The 15,492-nt window shown below is 32.8% G+C and carries 14 protein-coding genes; 5 read left to right on the top strand and 9 right to left on the bottom strand.

Translation table 11 applies throughout. The features are described 5' to 3' along the window. A partial coding sequence (locus ACWVCY_RS08805; RefSeq protein WP_455142145.1) for a transcriptional regulator occupies positions 1 to 329 on the bottom strand: 329 nt, incomplete at its 3' end. A gap of 195 nt (positions 330 to 524) precedes the next feature. Between ACWVCY_RS08805 and ACWVCY_RS08800 the strand changes: the two genes are divergently transcribed. Beyond that, complete coding sequence (locus tag ACWVCY_RS08800; protein ID WP_455142143.1) at positions 525 to 1,475, top strand: phosphotransferase; 951 nt, start codon at positions 525 to 527, stop codon at positions 1,473 to 1,475. 7 nt (positions 1,476 to 1,482) lie between these two features. On the opposite strand, the gene ACWVCY_RS08795 is transcribed toward ACWVCY_RS08800, so the two are convergent. From ACWVCY_RS08795 to ACWVCY_RS08780, 4 genes are all read right to left on the bottom strand, one after another. Then, on the bottom strand, positions 1,483 to 2,619 hold the full coding sequence (locus ACWVCY_RS08795) for an ABC transporter ATP-binding protein (protein WP_455142141.1): 1,137 nt from the start codon (positions 2,617 to 2,619) through the stop codon (positions 1,483 to 1,485). 20 nt (positions 2,620 to 2,639) lie between these two features. Beyond that, positions 2,640 to 4,319: an ABC transporter permease gene (locus ACWVCY_RS08790; RefSeq protein WP_455142139.1), complete on the bottom strand. Its 1,680-nt coding sequence runs from the start codon at positions 4,317 to 4,319 to the stop codon at positions 2,640 to 2,642. 20 nt (positions 4,320 to 4,339) lie between these two features. After that, on the bottom strand, positions 4,340 to 5,593 hold the full coding sequence (locus tag ACWVCY_RS08785; protein WP_455142137.1) for a thiamine ABC transporter substrate-binding protein: 1,254 nt from the start codon (positions 5,591 to 5,593) through the stop codon (positions 4,340 to 4,342). 178 nt (positions 5,594 to 5,771) lie between these two features. After that, the gene (locus tag ACWVCY_RS08780; RefSeq protein ID WP_455142135.1) at positions 5,772 to 6,044 is read right to left on the bottom strand and encodes an Lrp/AsnC ligand binding domain-containing protein; all 273 of its coding nucleotides are present in this window, start codon (positions 6,042 to 6,044) and stop codon (positions 5,772 to 5,774) included. 476 nt (positions 6,045 to 6,520) lie between these two features. Here ACWVCY_RS08780 and ACWVCY_RS08775 point away from each other — a divergent pair, with 476 nt between their 5' ends. The 4 genes from ACWVCY_RS08775 (at position 6,521) to ACWVCY_RS08760 (ending at position 11,548) form a co-directional block, all read left to right on the top strand. After that, positions 6,521 to 8,338 (top strand): helicase C-terminal domain-containing protein, encoded by a 1,818-nt coding sequence (locus ACWVCY_RS08775; RefSeq protein WP_455142133.1) that lies wholly within the window; start codon positions 6,521 to 6,523, stop codon positions 8,336 to 8,338. A gap of 102 nt (positions 8,339 to 8,440) precedes the next feature. Further along, positions 8,441 to 9,292, top strand: a complete 852-nt coding sequence (locus tag ACWVCY_RS08770) for a hypothetical protein (RefSeq protein WP_455142131.1) — start codon at positions 8,441 to 8,443, stop codon at positions 9,290 to 9,292. A gap of 41 nt (positions 9,293 to 9,333) precedes the next feature. Beyond that, positions 9,334 to 11,112, top strand: coding sequence for an adenine deaminase (gene ade / locus ACWVCY_RS08765; protein WP_455142129.1), 1,779 nt, complete (start codon positions 9,334 to 9,336; stop codon positions 11,110 to 11,112). Between the two features lie 64 nt (positions 11,113 to 11,176). After that, on the top strand, positions 11,177 to 11,548 hold the full coding sequence (locus ACWVCY_RS08760; RefSeq protein ID WP_455142128.1) for a hypothetical protein: 372 nt from the start codon (positions 11,177 to 11,179) through the stop codon (positions 11,546 to 11,548). 15 nt (positions 11,549 to 11,563) lie between these two features. Here the strand turns inward: ACWVCY_RS08760 and ACWVCY_RS08755 are convergent, their stop codons facing one another. The 4 genes from ACWVCY_RS08755 to gltA form a co-directional block, all read right to left on the bottom strand. Beyond that, positions 11,564 to 12,514 (bottom strand): PfkB family carbohydrate kinase, encoded by a 951-nt coding sequence (locus tag ACWVCY_RS08755; protein WP_455142126.1) that lies wholly within the window; start codon positions 12,512 to 12,514, stop codon positions 11,564 to 11,566. 16 nt (positions 12,515 to 12,530) lie between these two features. Next, complete coding sequence (amrB, locus tag ACWVCY_RS08750; protein ID WP_455142124.1) at positions 12,531 to 13,439, bottom strand: AmmeMemoRadiSam system protein B; 909 nt, start codon at positions 13,437 to 13,439, stop codon at positions 12,531 to 12,533. 9 nt (positions 13,440 to 13,448) lie between these two features. Further along, complete coding sequence (locus tag ACWVCY_RS08745) at positions 13,449 to 13,934, bottom strand: hypothetical protein (RefSeq protein WP_455142122.1); 486 nt, start codon at positions 13,932 to 13,934, stop codon at positions 13,449 to 13,451. 155 nt (positions 13,935 to 14,089) lie between these two features. Beyond that, positions 14,090 to 15,490 (bottom strand): NADPH-dependent glutamate synthase, encoded by a 1,401-nt coding sequence (gltA, locus tag ACWVCY_RS08740; RefSeq protein WP_455142120.1) that lies wholly within the window; start codon positions 15,488 to 15,490, stop codon positions 14,090 to 14,092. Positions 15,491 to 15,492: the final 2 nt, after the last annotated feature.

Genomic DNA, 15,492 nt, shown 5'->3' with positions numbered 1-15,492 from the left:
TTTCGTCTATGAACATCACATAAAGGGCCAGCAGTTCTATATTGTAGACATTCTTGACAGATTAATTCCATTAGAGTGAGTTGATTAGAAGCCCCTTCCAAAATCTGCTTTATAAGTATTTCAGAAAATTCTTTGAACGAGTCACGGGTTATTAAAGGAGATTTGAGAATTGTTTCCTCTTTCAAATAGGATGAAACGACTGGTTGAGAGACCCCAAGAACTTGTGCAATTTCGAGCTGCTTAAGACCATGCTGAGACAATTTTTGTGCAACTATTTTCCGTAATGGAGTTAAATAATAAGATGGAACCATTTCACAGATAAAATGCATAAGATCACAAATCTCTTCTTTTCATGTATGATAGAAAAATCTGATTCCTAAATATCCTAGTAGATTTCTAATAAGTTTCGAGGATCTGATTGTAAAGAAAATAAATATTGAATCTTCTCTCTATTAATATAGTACCCATTCCTTTCATGATTGAATGGAATAAGAATCACATCGAAAATCAAGCAGTGTTCACTAATGAGCTCACAATATAACTTACTAAACGATATTCCCACCGATATACTTCCCCAGAAGATTTTCTCGGTCGAGCTGATTAAGGGAGGATTGAATAATCAAAATATCCTTGTCAATGATACACTTCTCATCAAAAAATTTTGTAAACGAGATGAGTTAAATGATCCAATGAAGGATCGATTTTCAAGAGAGATTGAGGTTTTAAAGCAATTAAATCATCAATCATATTCACCAGTCTTACTAAATCATGTTTCTAAAGACTTTAATCTGATTTTTAGTAGAAATTGGATTGAAGGTCATCCAATAACTGTCGAACAGATAAAAAATGATCCAAAACTTCTTATAGCGCTAGTTAAAACACTTATTCTCGTACATAAGAATGATTTTGTCACTTCATGTGATTATGACTATTTTGATGTTATCAGACGATATTTAAAGGAGTATGAAATTATCAATAAGAAATACATCAACCAAGTTAAAATTAAGGATTTTTCTAACCTACCATCATATAAATCACTTAATCTTTATTTCTTGAAACAGTTTAACTGTATTGAGAAAGATAAATCTGTGAATAAATTTGTACGTATTCATGGTGACTTGGTTTTTTCGAATATTATTATTGAAAAGAAATCAAAACAGGTTATACTCATTGATTGGGAATATTCTACAATTGGATCACTTTACATGGATTTAGCTTATCTTCTGACTCAAAATCCTTTTACTAAGTCATTAGATCATCAATTTATCACATTATATGAAAAAGAGGGAAATATCATAATTAATACTCAAACCCTTACTTATTATAAAAATATAATGAACCTAATGGCAGGATTATGGTATATTATCCATTCGATTAGAATTTTTGAGTCAAAAATTAAGGAGATAACGAAATTAGATTTTAGTGAGTTTCTATTACTTGGTAAAGAACGATTAAAAGCATTAAATATATCTTAATCCAATTTTATCTAAAAAAAGTTATTGCTTCAGGAGGAATTCTAATAGGAATTATGTCACCTACTGCAAATGAGGTTTCTTCCAAAGGGATCTGAATATGTAACTTGGTTGGAAACAGGTGATTTGAGTTTGCACTAGTTTCTGGAATTAAATCCTCTAATCTCTTGTTTGGGTCATTTTTTCCCCGTAATTGAACGATAATTGTCACTAAATTCGTCATTCGGTCTGGAAATATAGCTAGAATTTTACCAATCTTATTAAGATCTTTCGGAAACTGCTGTTCATCAATTTTGATCTTTGTTGGATCAATAAAACATCCAGTTATATCCTTAAAGCTATCCATTTTTTGTTTAGAAGAAACCTGAAGCTCCCCTATTTCTGAATCGTATAACAATGGGTGATCACCTTCAGATACTTGTTTAATTTTAAGAGGAAATAAGTTCTGTAATCCAAGACTCCGTGCCACCTGAAGAGATTGGGGTTTATTTGTGACTTCAAAGGGTGTTCCACTTTGTAAAATCGTTCCCTTCTCCATCACAATTATTCTATCTGCAAGCATCTTCGCTTCGTTTATATCATGTGTTACAAAAATGGTTGTTAATTTTTCCATCGTTTGAATCGACCGAATATATAATGCTAATTGTTCACGAAGGTGTGTATCAACATTACTTAATGGTTCATCTAACAGAAGAAGTCTAGGCACTGGAGCTAAAGCTCTAAGTAATGCTACACGTTGTTGTTGCCCTCCACTTATCTCATGGGGTTTTCTAGACAGAATATGTTTTATCCCTCCATACTGAGATAATTCCATTATTCGCACACGATTTTCTGTTTTCGATAACCGTAGTCCAAACCCTATATTCTCATATACTGTCAAATGAGGAAACAAACTTTGATTTTGAGGAACATACCCTACCTGACGGTGTTCAATTGGAATTTTAGTAATATCTTCATCATTTAAAATTATTGAACCTTTTTGAGGGGAGATAGTACCTACAATAATTCGTAGAAGAGTAGTTTTCCCACACCCCGAGGGCCCTACTAAAGCAATCAGTTCACCTTTACTTCCTGAAAAGGAAATTCCATTGAGAATCCACTCCTCATCGTACCTAAAGTATATGTTGGATAATTGAATATAGGTCACTTTGTCATTTTCTCCAAATTCTATAATTTAAACTCGATTTTACCAAATCTTTCAAGTACTATAAAACTGATAACAGTAATTAATATTAAAATTGATGCTAAAGCAGCAGCCTCTCCTAAATTCCGTGTATTTATTAATTTATATATACCAATGGGTATTGTTGCAAAGTTTGCCCGAGCTAGAAAGTTTGTTGCTCCAAATTCTCCAAGTGAGATCGCAAAACTGAATAATCCAGCAACAATTATACCAGGTAATAAAAGGGGAAGTTCGATCCTCAAAAACGTTCGAAAACGAGAAGCTCCTAAGCTTCGAGCAACATGTATCAGTGAAGGATCAATACTAGCTCTTCTAGCAGCAATAATGCGATTTGCAAATGGAAAAGCTACAAGGGTTTGAGCAATAATTATTGCTACCCAGACATTCTCATATAATGGAGTTAATCGATATAAACTAAATAAAGAAAATGCTAAAGTAATAGATGAGATTCCTAAAGGCAAAATAATGATTATACCACTTACAGAACCAAGTAAAGTAAATTTGGCTTGTTTATTTGTGTTATTATCAAAATTTAATCCAAAACTTAACATGATTGCTAATAATGTTGAAAGAACTAAAACCCATATTCCGAAAAATAATGAATTGGAAATCATCTCTAAGGGAGTCACCCCTATAAAACTAACAAGACTTCTATCAAATAACGAAAAGAAATTATCTAAAGAAATTAAATTCAAACTAGAACTTAAAGCAGACCAAAAAACACCCATGATGGGAAGGAGACTTAATATTGTAATAATACCGAAGTAAATTCCAATTATCAAAAGTTTCGTTAGATTGCGAAAATTTATTGGCTTTATTTTGATGGATTTTTCCTGAAATTCTTGTATTTCATCACTTGGAATCTCATACTTACTAGAAAAATAGAGATAGGAGAGGATGACAATTATATTTATCAAAATTTGAATAAGAGTAAGTGCTGCAGCAGCATTAAAGTCGAAACGCATCTTTGCCAAGGAATAGATTCGTACTTCTAATGTTTGATATTGAACTCCTCCTAAAACTAAAACGATGGCAAAACTGTTGAAAGCATAGATGAAAACTAAGAGAGAAGCTGCAGCAAGAATAGGAAAAAGATGGGGTAATTGGATTTTTAAGAAAATCTTAAATCGAGATACTCCTAAACTTTTTGCCACTCCTACCATTTCAGGATTAATTGTCCGCCAACCAATTTCAGCAAGTCTTATGATTACAGGGAGATTATAAAATACATGTGCAAGAATAATTCCTTCGTAGGAATTATATATTTTGATTAGTTGATATCCAGTGAGAGAGTACCAGAGTTGGTTTACTAGACCACCCTGTCCAAAAACCTCTATAAAACCCATTAATACGACAATAGGAGGAAGAATAAAAGGTATCGTGAGGAGATTACGTATAACTCTCTTTCCTTTCAATTTAGTGTGAGTCAAGAAATAAGATCCTGGTAAGCCTAAAATTAAACATAAAATCGTTGTTAAAAGAGCCTGTTGAAGATCCCAATACATGAAATACAAATTCAAGTCATGAGTGAGAATTCCTAAAAGATCCTCTGGTGAAAGCCCCAAAGCTAATAAACTAATAAACAATAAAGGGATTAGGAAGAAAAAAACAAGAAAAAGTATTGGAAAAGCAAGTATTAAGCTTCTTGATACTTTCTCTTTCATTGAGGGATTCAGCTCCTTTCTCAAGTTTTAATTCTTCTCTGCTTTTTCTTTATGCCAATACTGGATAGAACTAGGATAGCTAAGAGAGTAAAAGGTAATTCAAATCCTATAATGGTTTTTTTCACCATGACCTGTTCCCATTGATCCTGCCAATCAGAAAGATGTTCTTTTAACATCGTGGGAGAAATTAAATCATTTAAACGATTTACATCTTCAGATTTTATTACTGATTCTTCAAAACATTGAGAAACATTTACTTTTTGGTTTGCAGGATACATCCATTGATGTTCTGGTAAAGCAGTTTGTAATTCAACCCCTAAAAACCAATCAATAAACTGTTGTCCCATACTCTTATGAGGAGCATTTTTTACTAATCCAATTCCTTCGATTTGGAGCCAAGCGTTCATTTGATTGTTTTCATATGTAACAACTGCAGATGTACTATTGTCTTCCCATTGGCAATAGCTATAAGCTGGAGACGTACCATATGAAACCATTATGGGTTTACCTTCAGAGGGTTCAAAAAAGATATCAAATGCTTCTCCCCATGATTTAGTTATAATAATACTTTCTCTTGCTGTTTTCCACCAATTTCGCCAATCATCATTCAGAAGTCCAGAAAAGTTGATAGAAGGATCTCCATAAACAGCAATAGTCCATAATAAGAATCCAAGTCCAGGACTGCTAAACAAAGGGTTTTCTACTATCAGCATTGACAACAGATTTGACTCGAGTAATGATTTTAATGTTAAATTTGTTAACTCTGGATGAGATGAACTATTTATTACCTGATTTTGATAATAAAAACTGATAATCCCATAATCAAATGGGATAAGGTATCCATCAGGATCTAGGTTTTGTTTAAGGTTATTATCGATATCACTAATATTTTCTGGAGTATATTGTTCTAAAATGTCATTTTTCTCTTCGATCAAATGAATGAGTGCATTATCAATCCCGATAATGACATCCGCCTGTGGGAGATCTTTTTCAGCGATCAGACGAGTTAAAATCTCATTAGCATCACCTAATCTGATTATTGTAATATCTGTTGGTGAAATCCCTGCATATGCAGCAAAATTTGTTTCAATTGAATATTCTGGGTCAGCTAATAAGCTATCATATGTATAAATAACTAGCTCTGTTTCAGAAATCTTGAGAGGAACGCTTTGAGGCGATGAAAGAACTGCGGAAATAGATATTTTATTGTGTACACTAAAATTTGCTAGTAATATTACAAGAAAAACAATACAAGTAAAATTAAATCTTCTCATTTCGTCACCATCTTCTTGAAACAATCCTAATACGAAAAACATTTTTTCTTAGAGGAGAAAATGTTCTGTAGAGGTAGAAATATTATTTATCTTTAAAATATAGGTCTTATTTATAGGTCAGCTATAAGGGAAAAAACCATTAAATGTTATTTATATATAAAAAAAGAAAAAAATTGAGTTAATTTGTTGTATTAATATGAGAATTATCATTTTCAAGAGATTCACTAATAATTAGAGTTACAGATTTTGTTACTCCAGGAATCTGTCTTATTTTCCTAGTCATGATGGAACCTAATGATCTTATTTTATCTAAATTATTTACTTCTGCAACTAAATCATATTCACCAAATGTTATCCTACAATTTTTAATTTCATCAATCTTAAGGAGTTCTTGTTTAATACGTTGCTCTTCCCCTGGGATAACATTGATCAATATAACTGCATCTACCATAAGTTTCTATCCCTTTTTCTAGATTTAAGTGTTAATTTTACCTGTAAATAACGTGAAAGAGAGAAATAATTCTCATGTTGAATAAAATACATGTCGTTCTTAAATGTGTCTGTTTATTTGTGGTTAATCAGATCTTACTCCTGAAGCCTAAATTACAAATGAATTTTAAAAGATTGTAGTAAGGATAAAATTATCAATTTTGACTCTTTTTCAAGAAGAGTGAGGATTTTTTAAAGATAAAAGGAGTTTCAATTTGAATAATCTGATTAAAGTAAGAAAATAATACTTAACAGGAAAAATGTAATTATTCTACTCATTCTGTTGATTTATGGTTCAAAACAATAAGTATTAGTAAAAGCTATCAATTTAATTGTAGATTGAAATCAGGATTTTAAGTAAATAAATATCTAAAACCATCATTTTTTTCAGTATTTAGCAGAAAATGAAAGGATAAGAATAGATTTAGAGGCAATATATTGTACACATCGATCTCGGAGTTAATAATCCATCCCTCTGTTCGTCCACAACAACTTCGATCATATGAATTAATTCAAGAAAATTGGAATAATTTTCATTCATTTTTCTGTTCATTACCAACTGGTTCTGGTAAGACTGATCTTGCAGCCTGTTTAATATCTGAATATCTGAAACTCAACAGTTCCACAAAAGTAGATATTATTGTTCCTTTCAGAATGCACCAAGATTTCTGGCAAAATATTCTAGAACTTTATGGACGCAAACATGGGTTTAATGTTGCATTATTAAAAGGAAGAGGATCTTATTATTGTCCAATTATCAAAAGTGGTTCAAATATCTCTCCCTGTGCATTTGATCCCTCTTATGCAAGAACATGTCAAGCAAGACAGCGATGCCCCTTATTAATGGCACGGAGACGAATTCGACGAGCTCATGTACGAATTCTTAATTGGTGGGTTTTTAAATATGTAGATCTAGGGGATGAAAAAGCAGATTTTCGAGTATATGATGAAGCTCATAATCTATTAAACTTAGAAAGTCTTGTAAGAGTCGAAATTAATAAATCACTGTTGCAGAATAATATCGTAAATCAGATATTATTGGAAAAACTTCAAGAATGGGAAATAACTTATTTAGGAAATAAATATTTTATTGAAATCGATCAAATTGAAGGTGTTGAATTTTTAAGAGATTTAAAACAATCCTTAAATCAACGAGAAGAAGAAATTGCCAAAAAATTAAACAATGACCCTTCATCGATAAGTCATACAATTTTAAGGGAATTAAGAAGGATAAGTGAATTAACAAATGCTATTAGTGATTTGGTTTCTAATCCTAAAGGTTCTGATACGAGTTTTTTTTTACAACGAATTGGAAAAACAAAACAAACCAAAATAGTAGTTCAACCGTTTGATATTTCCTATATCTTTGAAAAATTATTTAAAGGGAGTAAAAATCTTTTTCTTTCAGCAACATTAGGGGATGGAAAATATCTTGCTGAACTACTTGGTTTAGATCCGAAATATTGTCTATTCATTCAAGAACTCTCTTCCTTTAACAAATCCCAGCACCCCTTTTACATCCTTAAAGAAGCAGAAAAATTATCTACAGCTACTGAAGATAAAAAAAATTATTCTTATAATTTGCTTTCAGAGCAAGTACCACCTCTTCTAAATCTTATGAAGGACAGAAATTTGAGAGGATTAGTATTAACATCTAGTTTTGAAATCACGAATTTAATCAGTAAACTAGCTCGTGATCAACGACTACAAGTAGTCACTCATACCGCAGGAAAATCAGATGAAGCGATAAAAAACTTTATAGAAGAGAAAAAAGGAGATGTACTAATTACACCAAGTGCGTGGGAAGGCATATCTTTAGATGATGATCTTGGAAGAATTTGTCTTATTCCTAAGCTTCCTTTTCCAATGATGGGTGATCCGATTATTAAAAAGAAAACAAAAAAATATCCTAATTTTCTAGAAAATGAAGTATTAATAGCTATTCAACAAGCTCATGGACGGATTCAACGTAATCCGACAGATTGGGGAGCAACTATCTGTTTGGATGGAAATTTCCATTGGTTACGAAGTAAAAATCCTAAAAGTTTTGAACCCTGGTTTCTTGATAGAATAAATGAAGAAACACTTGAGAAGGCTATAGCAAATATCATCCATCTTTCTGAAACACAAAGAGCGGAAATTAAACCATTCCCTAAAGATCCTGATAAGCGAAAACTATTTTCACGAATGAAACAAAAAGATCGTGAATGGCTTGAATCAAGTGGAATAGCTGAACTTTTGAAGAAAAAATCATAAAGTTATAATCCTCCCCAAATAAAAATACACTTATAATCCTTGAATCATTCATTACTAGATAGCTATAGATCTATCTGATATAGCCTCCTTGGTGAAAAACCTATGCAATTCTCATTTTTTCCCCCAATATCCATTGAAGGACCTTTAATCGATAAAAAATTGGATATCGCTGGAATAGAATCCTTAAAAGCAATTCAAATATCATCGAAGGATATATCATTTACATTAGAGAAAGAGGGAGAGAATCAAACTATAAAAGTTTTAAATTTCAACAATCCAGTAAACGAAATTCATACACGAGTCGATTTGGATGAAAATTTTCCCTTAGAGTTAATGCCAATAGTTACTATTGAATTTTTAGAAGAAATGGCTAATTTCATTGGTGGTTATTCTCTTATTTATGCATTACCGCCAAAATCAGGACTCTTAGAATTTTTCAGAGGAGACTTATATCCAATATCTGTTAGAGGAGCTGATAAACAACTATATGCAACCACAGCAGAACTCCACCCTTTTCGTAAGGATTATTTCGTTGCTCTTAATAATCTCCTTCAAACTGACTTTGAAGAACAATTAGAAACATCCTTAGCTACATTTGTAGAGAATGTATTACAACCAATGAGTTTAACAATGCACGAGGTATTTACATTAGATAACTCTTTGGATTGTGACGAATCTATAATTAACATGATAGGAAGTGACTTTAAACGATTAGTAACTCGAACTGAGGATCTTATTAGTATTGTGAATTATAATATGGAGCAAACAGCAAATAGAAATAAAGCTTATTTACGACTTACCCTTCCCCTGATGTTAAAACAAGCTCTTCTTGATAATTTCAATGATTATATATCACTAAAGTACGGCAATAATTCTATCGTTCTAGAAGTGAAAAAACGAAAGATTATAACAACAGAAGATTTATATAACATAATCTTAAAATTATTTCATTAGAAAACCGTTTTTTAATATGCTCCCAAGGAGCTTAGGATGATATGAATCTTAAAGAGCTAAAAAATTTAATTTCATGTTCTCGAGGAGAAATCCCGTCTGATTTTTTACTTAGAAATGGCACTTTAGTTAATGTTATTACTCGGGAATTATATAAAGCTGACATTTCGATATATCACAATTATATTGCAAATATTGCGGCACCAGAGGAATTAAATCCGTCAAATACTAAACAAGTACTAGACATTTCAGGAAAGTTTATTAGCCCAGGTTTTATAGAAACGCATCTCCATATTGAGAGTACGATGCTTCCACCAATAGAATTTACGAAGGCTGTTATTCCACACGGAACTACTACAGTACTATTAGATCCACATGAGATTGGGAATGCCTTGGGAATTATGGGATTAAATTTTCTTGTAGACCAAACTAATAATCTTCCGTTAAGATTTTTAATTGAAATACCCTCATGTGTCCCCGCAGCCCCAGGATTAGAAACATCAGGCTTCACTATTGATTCGAATGATATCGAAAAATTAATTGAAGAAAAAAGAGGATTTTTTGGATTAGGTGAAGTTATGAACTATCCTGGAGTCCTTTATAAAAATGAAGAGGTTTTAAGAAAGGTAATATTAGGCAAAAAACTTCAAATAATTGATGGACATAGTCCAGGGGTTTCGGGTACTGACCTTGACGCATACATTGCAGCTGGAATCGAATCTGATCATGAAAGTACCACCTCCAAAGAATTTCTTGAAAAAATACGCAAAGGAATGCATGTTCTAATTCGTGAAGGTTCTCTTACGAAAGATCTCAGAAATATCCTGGGGGGACTAAATAATTTAGATTTTGATATGAGAAATTGTACTTTATGTTCTGATGACAGAAATATTATTGATCTCTTTATGAATGGTCATCTGAATGCTCATCTTAGAACTGCAGTTGAAGCTGGAGTGAATCCCTTAGTAGCTCTTCAAATGGTTACGATTAATGCTGCTTCTTTTTTAGGATTGGAAAAAATTATCGGTAGTATTTCCCCAGGGAAGCTTGCAGACTTAGTGATATTAAAGGATCTTAATCATTTCAAAGTTAGTTCTGTTTTTTATAATGGAAATCTAGTTTTTGATCAGAACAGACTATTGTTTAACTTCCCAAAAACCTCATATCCTGAATGGGCTGTTAATACAATCAAGTTAAAACACACCATTAATCCTGAAATATTACACGCAAAAGTATCGTTACCAGATGGAAGATATTCTGTAAGAGTCGTGGGAGTTGTACCTCATTCTGTACTGACTGAATCTTTGATAGAAGAATTAGAGGTAAAAAATGGATGTATATATCCTGATATTACAAAAGATATTCTTTCTTTGAGTGTTATCGAACGATATGGTGTGAATGGTAATATCTTTAATGCTTTTATTAAAGGTTTTAGAATTCAGACTCAACCCTTTGCAATGGCTACAACAGTCGCCCATGATACTCATAATCTTCTTGTGGCAGGAACAGATCATGAAACCATGGTCAAAGCTGTAGATAAACTTGTCCAAATTAAAGGAGGGTATGTATTAGCGACAAAAAACCAAACTAAAGAAGTTTCTTTACCTTTTGCAGGACTAATGACAACAAAAGAATACTCCTCTCTTTATCATGAATTACTAGAATTAAATAAGAACTTTCGAGATTTTACAGTTTTTGAAGAACCACTTATGGCCTTATCTTTCATGGCTTTACCTGTTATCCCCCATTTGAAAGTCACAGATAAGGGATTAGTAGATGTTGATCAGTTTAACTTTACTGAACTAATTGTTCAAAATAAGTGATTAAACCCTTAAATTTAAAAACCCAGAATAATTACTAAACATAATTTGTCAGGGAGTCTTAACCATGAAGATTCAAAAATATAGTATCTATAACCTTGATTTTTCATATACAAGAATATGTGAAGAGATAGAAATTGATTTTCGGGGAATATTAAGTTATCATACAATTAACCTTGAGCTTTTAAAAGAGGTAACAAAAGGATTATTAGATCTCGACTCCGTAAATGTATTTCTCTCTTTTCAAATCCAGCGCCATATTGATATGATCCTTAAGAATGTAACAGTTGATGAAATTATCAATCAGCGCCCAATTATAATTAATCGTTTAAAGATGGTCATGAGAAGAGAATTAGAGGATATTGGTTTAGAATTTGTTGATTTCAAGCGAATTGCTTTATGGGGTTATGGAGCTGCTGACCGAGGGATTCACGTATAATATATTTCCAGGACTTCAAGATTTAAATGTTGAAGAAACCTCATATGATCTCAAAAGAACTTGTTCAGGACTTGGACTATATTGCTGATTTTCCCTTTTCTCAACTGCATAAGATGCTAAGGCAGATCCTATTTTTGCTGCTTCGATAATTGGCTTTTTAAGGGATATTCCAAATACAATTCCAGCTCTAAAAGCATCGTACCAATATTCTTCTGAAAGAATTTCTTCAGCGGGTCCAGCTGAGACTTTAACGGTCATATCCAATGAATTTATTACAATTTTGTCCCGATCATAAACAGAGATAATGTATTTTAACCGAGGAAATCTGTTTAAAATCTCTTTCGTTGTTTGTTTTAAAATTTGCTCGATTTGAAGGAGTTCGTCACTTCTACAAATCAATACTATCGTATTTTCTAGTATCTGATTAAGTTTCCAGTTAACAAATTCTTTAATGTTTCCATCAAGTGTATAAACTAGTGGAGTATTACCACAGATAGAATGAATCATAGAAATAAATTTAGCATCCGCCTCAACTTTTCCAGTTCCTATTAGAACCGCTTCAAATGCTTTAAGCTCCTCATCAGAAAATTTATCTTCAAGATTTTGTTCAGCGATAAAACGGTAGGCATTTTCCTGTTGAATTTTCAATATCCTCTCGTCAGATGTATGGATCATATAATTTGTTGCCGTTTCCTTATCATTTTGGTAGTAAAGCATTAATTTTATTGCTCTTTTCTCCAAATAATCACGATATTCAACATCAAAATCTTTCCCTACTATGGAAATCAATACTGGACTACTACCCATAACAGAGACTCCGTATGCTATGTTAGCCCCAAGCCCTGTAAAGTAACGTTTTACATCTGAAGCTTTACTTACAGATCCAGATTCGTTACTTATTTCATCTAATATAGAAAAATCAAGATTAAAGGAAATTTTTCCAATAACTAAAATCTTAGTTGACATAGTTTTTACCTATAGATCAATTCATACCTTTTTTGCATTGAACAAGAACACTAGAGTATCCAACAGTATAGCTGCCAGACGATCGACCTCCTACAATATCCGAACTATTCGCATATTTTAATACAGTGATTTTAGGAGATCCAAAATCAATTGCTGTCTGAATTAGAGTAAAAACAGGACCATAACCACACATAGTCATTTGAACTTGTTTTCTAAACGAATTAGCTGCTTCTAGTTTACAACTCTCAAGTAATTCAAGCATTTTCTTGTCATTTTTGATTACTAAATCGTAATTACTTTCATGAGATAAATCACTACTAGCAATGACCAAGATTTCCTTAGATAATTGTTCCTGAATATAGTCTTTAATAAAATTTGCAAGATATTTTACCGTGGTTGGGTAAGATTGATCCATTAAACATATTGGAACTATTTGAAAATTATTCCCATATCTATACTGAAGAAAAGGAAGCTGTATATCTATCGAATGCTCCTGAGAATGAGCATATTTTTCAAATCCTATTCGATCTTGAATTGAACCAAAATCGTAAGATTGAGCAAATTCTATGGCCTCTTTATCTATTTTTACTTCTCCAAATGGATTGTGCCATTTTCCTCCAGGATAGAAGGAAATTGGAGATCCGATTCCACTATGATTTGGCCCTAATATAATCACGGTGTCTAGATGGTCAAATTCCTTATAGACATTAGCATAACCGTGCGAAGCAATAGGACCACTGTAAATATAACCCGCATGAGGAGATACGACTCCTAAAATATTAGCTAGTTTAGTCTCTGCAGTTTTAATATTTGCAGGGGATTCACCAACTCCCCATTTACTGGAAAATAATTTCTCAATCTGTTCTTTCAATCCTTGAGCTGATCCAGCGTACCAACTACCAGCATGTTTTGAAATGCGATCCATATCAAATCCCTATTCTTTTTCTTTAATTTTAAAATGTATATCCTTTTTAATTCCTATCTCTTTAATTTTTGCTTTATTCTCTGATTTAAACTTAAAATTCCCACTGTCTTTAAGAAGGTATCCCACGTAAATATTTTCCTGACCTTTTTCTAACCATAAATGGAGATAATTTGAAAATTGAGGATCTTCTGAGGTTTTAACTTTGAAATTACCTAATTTTTTCCCTTCAGGTAGAATTTCAAGAGAATATTCTTTTATTCTAATTTTTTCTTCAGTAGGTCTACTCTCAATACTCTTTCCTCTTAATCTTGCTTCTTCTTCATCTAAATATTGAATTGCCATTTGTGTTGCTTCACGAATTGCATCTCGTTTTAGGGTGTCATCGTATACCTCTATATCGTACTCAATAAAAATTTCCTCTGGTTCAAATTGTCTTACCTGTATCTTACGACTACGACCAATTCTTTTCGGAGTAACTCGCCATTTGTCCTTCAATTTTTAATCACATGCCTTGATTTTCACTTTTAATTAGAGTTTCATAATAATAGAAGTCATAATTGTTGAAAATAAGAAGAATTACAACATTACATTATCAATAGATTAGTGGTCCTAATAATCTTTTGCTTGATATCAAACAAAAGAAAAGAAAATTAGAGATCGTTAGCGACAATCATCTCGTGAATTGCTTTTGCTGCTTTTAGACCTGCCCCCATAGCAAGGATAACTGTTGCTGCTCCAGTTGCAACATCTCCACCTGTGTAAATTCTATCACGAGTGGTTTTTCCAGTTTCAGGATCATGAATGAATGTTCCCCATTTAGTTGTTTCTAGTCCTTTAGTTGTTTTAGCAATCAATTGATTAGGACTTTGACCTATTGCAATTATTATAGTATCTACTGGAAAAATGAACTCTGAATTAGGAATAGGAATAGGACGACGTCTACCAGAACTATCTTTTTCGCCCAAAGACATTCTCATACACTTAACACCGATTACTCTGCCTTTGGAGTCACCAAAGATTTCTAATGGAGCTGTCAATTCACCTATGACAACACCTTCTTCTTTTGCATTAATGATTTCTTCAAGCCTTGCAGGAATTTCCCCTTCAGAACGACGATAAATAATATCAACCTCACGTGCACCTAATCGTAATGCAGTTCTGGCACAATCCATTGCTACATTTCCAGCTCCAACAACAGCGACTTTTTCACCTACTGTTACTGGAGTATCAGATTCTGGAAATTCATAACCTTTCAATAGATTTACTCGTGTAAGAAATTCATTAGCAGATAGCACCCCAGTAAGTGTTTCGCCTGGAATCCCTAGGAAATTAGGTGCTCCAGCTCCTGATGCAATATAAATAGCATTATACTTTTCCTCATTCAATAATTCATCAATAGTAATTGTACGGCCTATTAAAATATCTTTTTCGAATTTTACACCTAAACTTTTGACATATTCAACTTCTTCATTGACTATTTTCTTGGGCATTCGAAATTCAGGTATTCCATATGTCAACACTCCTCCATATTCATGTAGTGCCTCGAAAACGACAACTTCATGGCCTTTTGTAGCTAGATCTGCTGCACATGTTAACCCCGATGGTCCCGAGCCAATGATAGCGACTTTTGTTCCTAAAGGAGGAATTGTAGACGGTTGAGGACGACTTCCATGATCTGCGACATATCGCTCAAGGGCTCCAATTGAAATTGCATTAGGATGAATACAGTACTCTTGACATTGGTTTTCTTGAGGACAAACTCTTCCTGTGACCGCTGGTAAACTATTAGTTGTTAAAATGAGTTTTTTAGCCTCATCAATGTTCCTTTCTTTAAGAAGAGCAATGAAATCACGAATTGAAACATTTACTGGACAGCCAATTATACAGCGTGGTTTTTTGCATTGAAGACATCTGGAGGCTTCATAAAGTGCTTCTTCATAAGATAAACCCAAAGCAACCTCCTCAAAATTTCGAATTCGTTCAGAATGATCCTGAACCCTCATATGAACGCGTTCTTTCTTTAAACTGGCTTTGCGATCCTCACTACTCATTT

This window comes from Candidatus Hodarchaeum mangrovi (assembly GCF_975850365.1).
Note: the sequence above shows the minus strand (reverse complement) of the source record. Positions and strands in the feature narration are given on the sequence as shown.

Coding starts and splice junctions, on each gene's coding strand:
- ACWVCY_RS08800 (WP_455142143.1), top strand. CDS start 525: ATGAGCTCACAATATAACTTACTAAACGATATTCCCACCGATATACTT.
- ACWVCY_RS08790 (WP_455142139.1), bottom strand. CDS start 4,319: ATGAAAGAGAAAGTATCAAGAAGCTTAATACTTGCTTTTCCAATACTT.
- ACWVCY_RS08785 (WP_455142137.1), bottom strand. CDS start 5,593: ATGAGAAGATTTAATTTTACTTGTATTGTTTTTCTTGTAATATTACTA.
- ACWVCY_RS08780 (WP_455142135.1), bottom strand. CDS start 6,044: ATGGTAGATGCAGTTATATTGATCAATGTTATCCCAGGGGAAGAGCAA.
- ACWVCY_RS08770 (WP_455142131.1), top strand. CDS start 8,441: ATGCAATTCTCATTTTTTCCCCCAATATCCATTGAAGGACCTTTAATC.
- ade (WP_455142129.1), top strand. CDS start 9,334: ATGAATCTTAAAGAGCTAAAAAATTTAATTTCATGTTCTCGAGGAGAA.
- ACWVCY_RS08760 (WP_455142128.1), top strand. CDS start 11,177: ATGAAGATTCAAAAATATAGTATCTATAACCTTGATTTTTCATATACA.
- ACWVCY_RS08755 (WP_455142126.1), bottom strand. CDS start 12,514: ATGTCAACTAAGATTTTAGTTATTGGAAAAATTTCCTTTAATCTTGAT.
- amrB (WP_455142124.1), bottom strand. CDS start 13,439: ATGGATCGCATTTCAAAACATGCTGGTAGTTGGTACGCTGGATCAGCT.
- gltA (WP_455142120.1), bottom strand. CDS start 15,490: ATGAGTAGTGAGGATCGCAAAGCCAGTTTAAAGAAAGAACGCGTTCAT.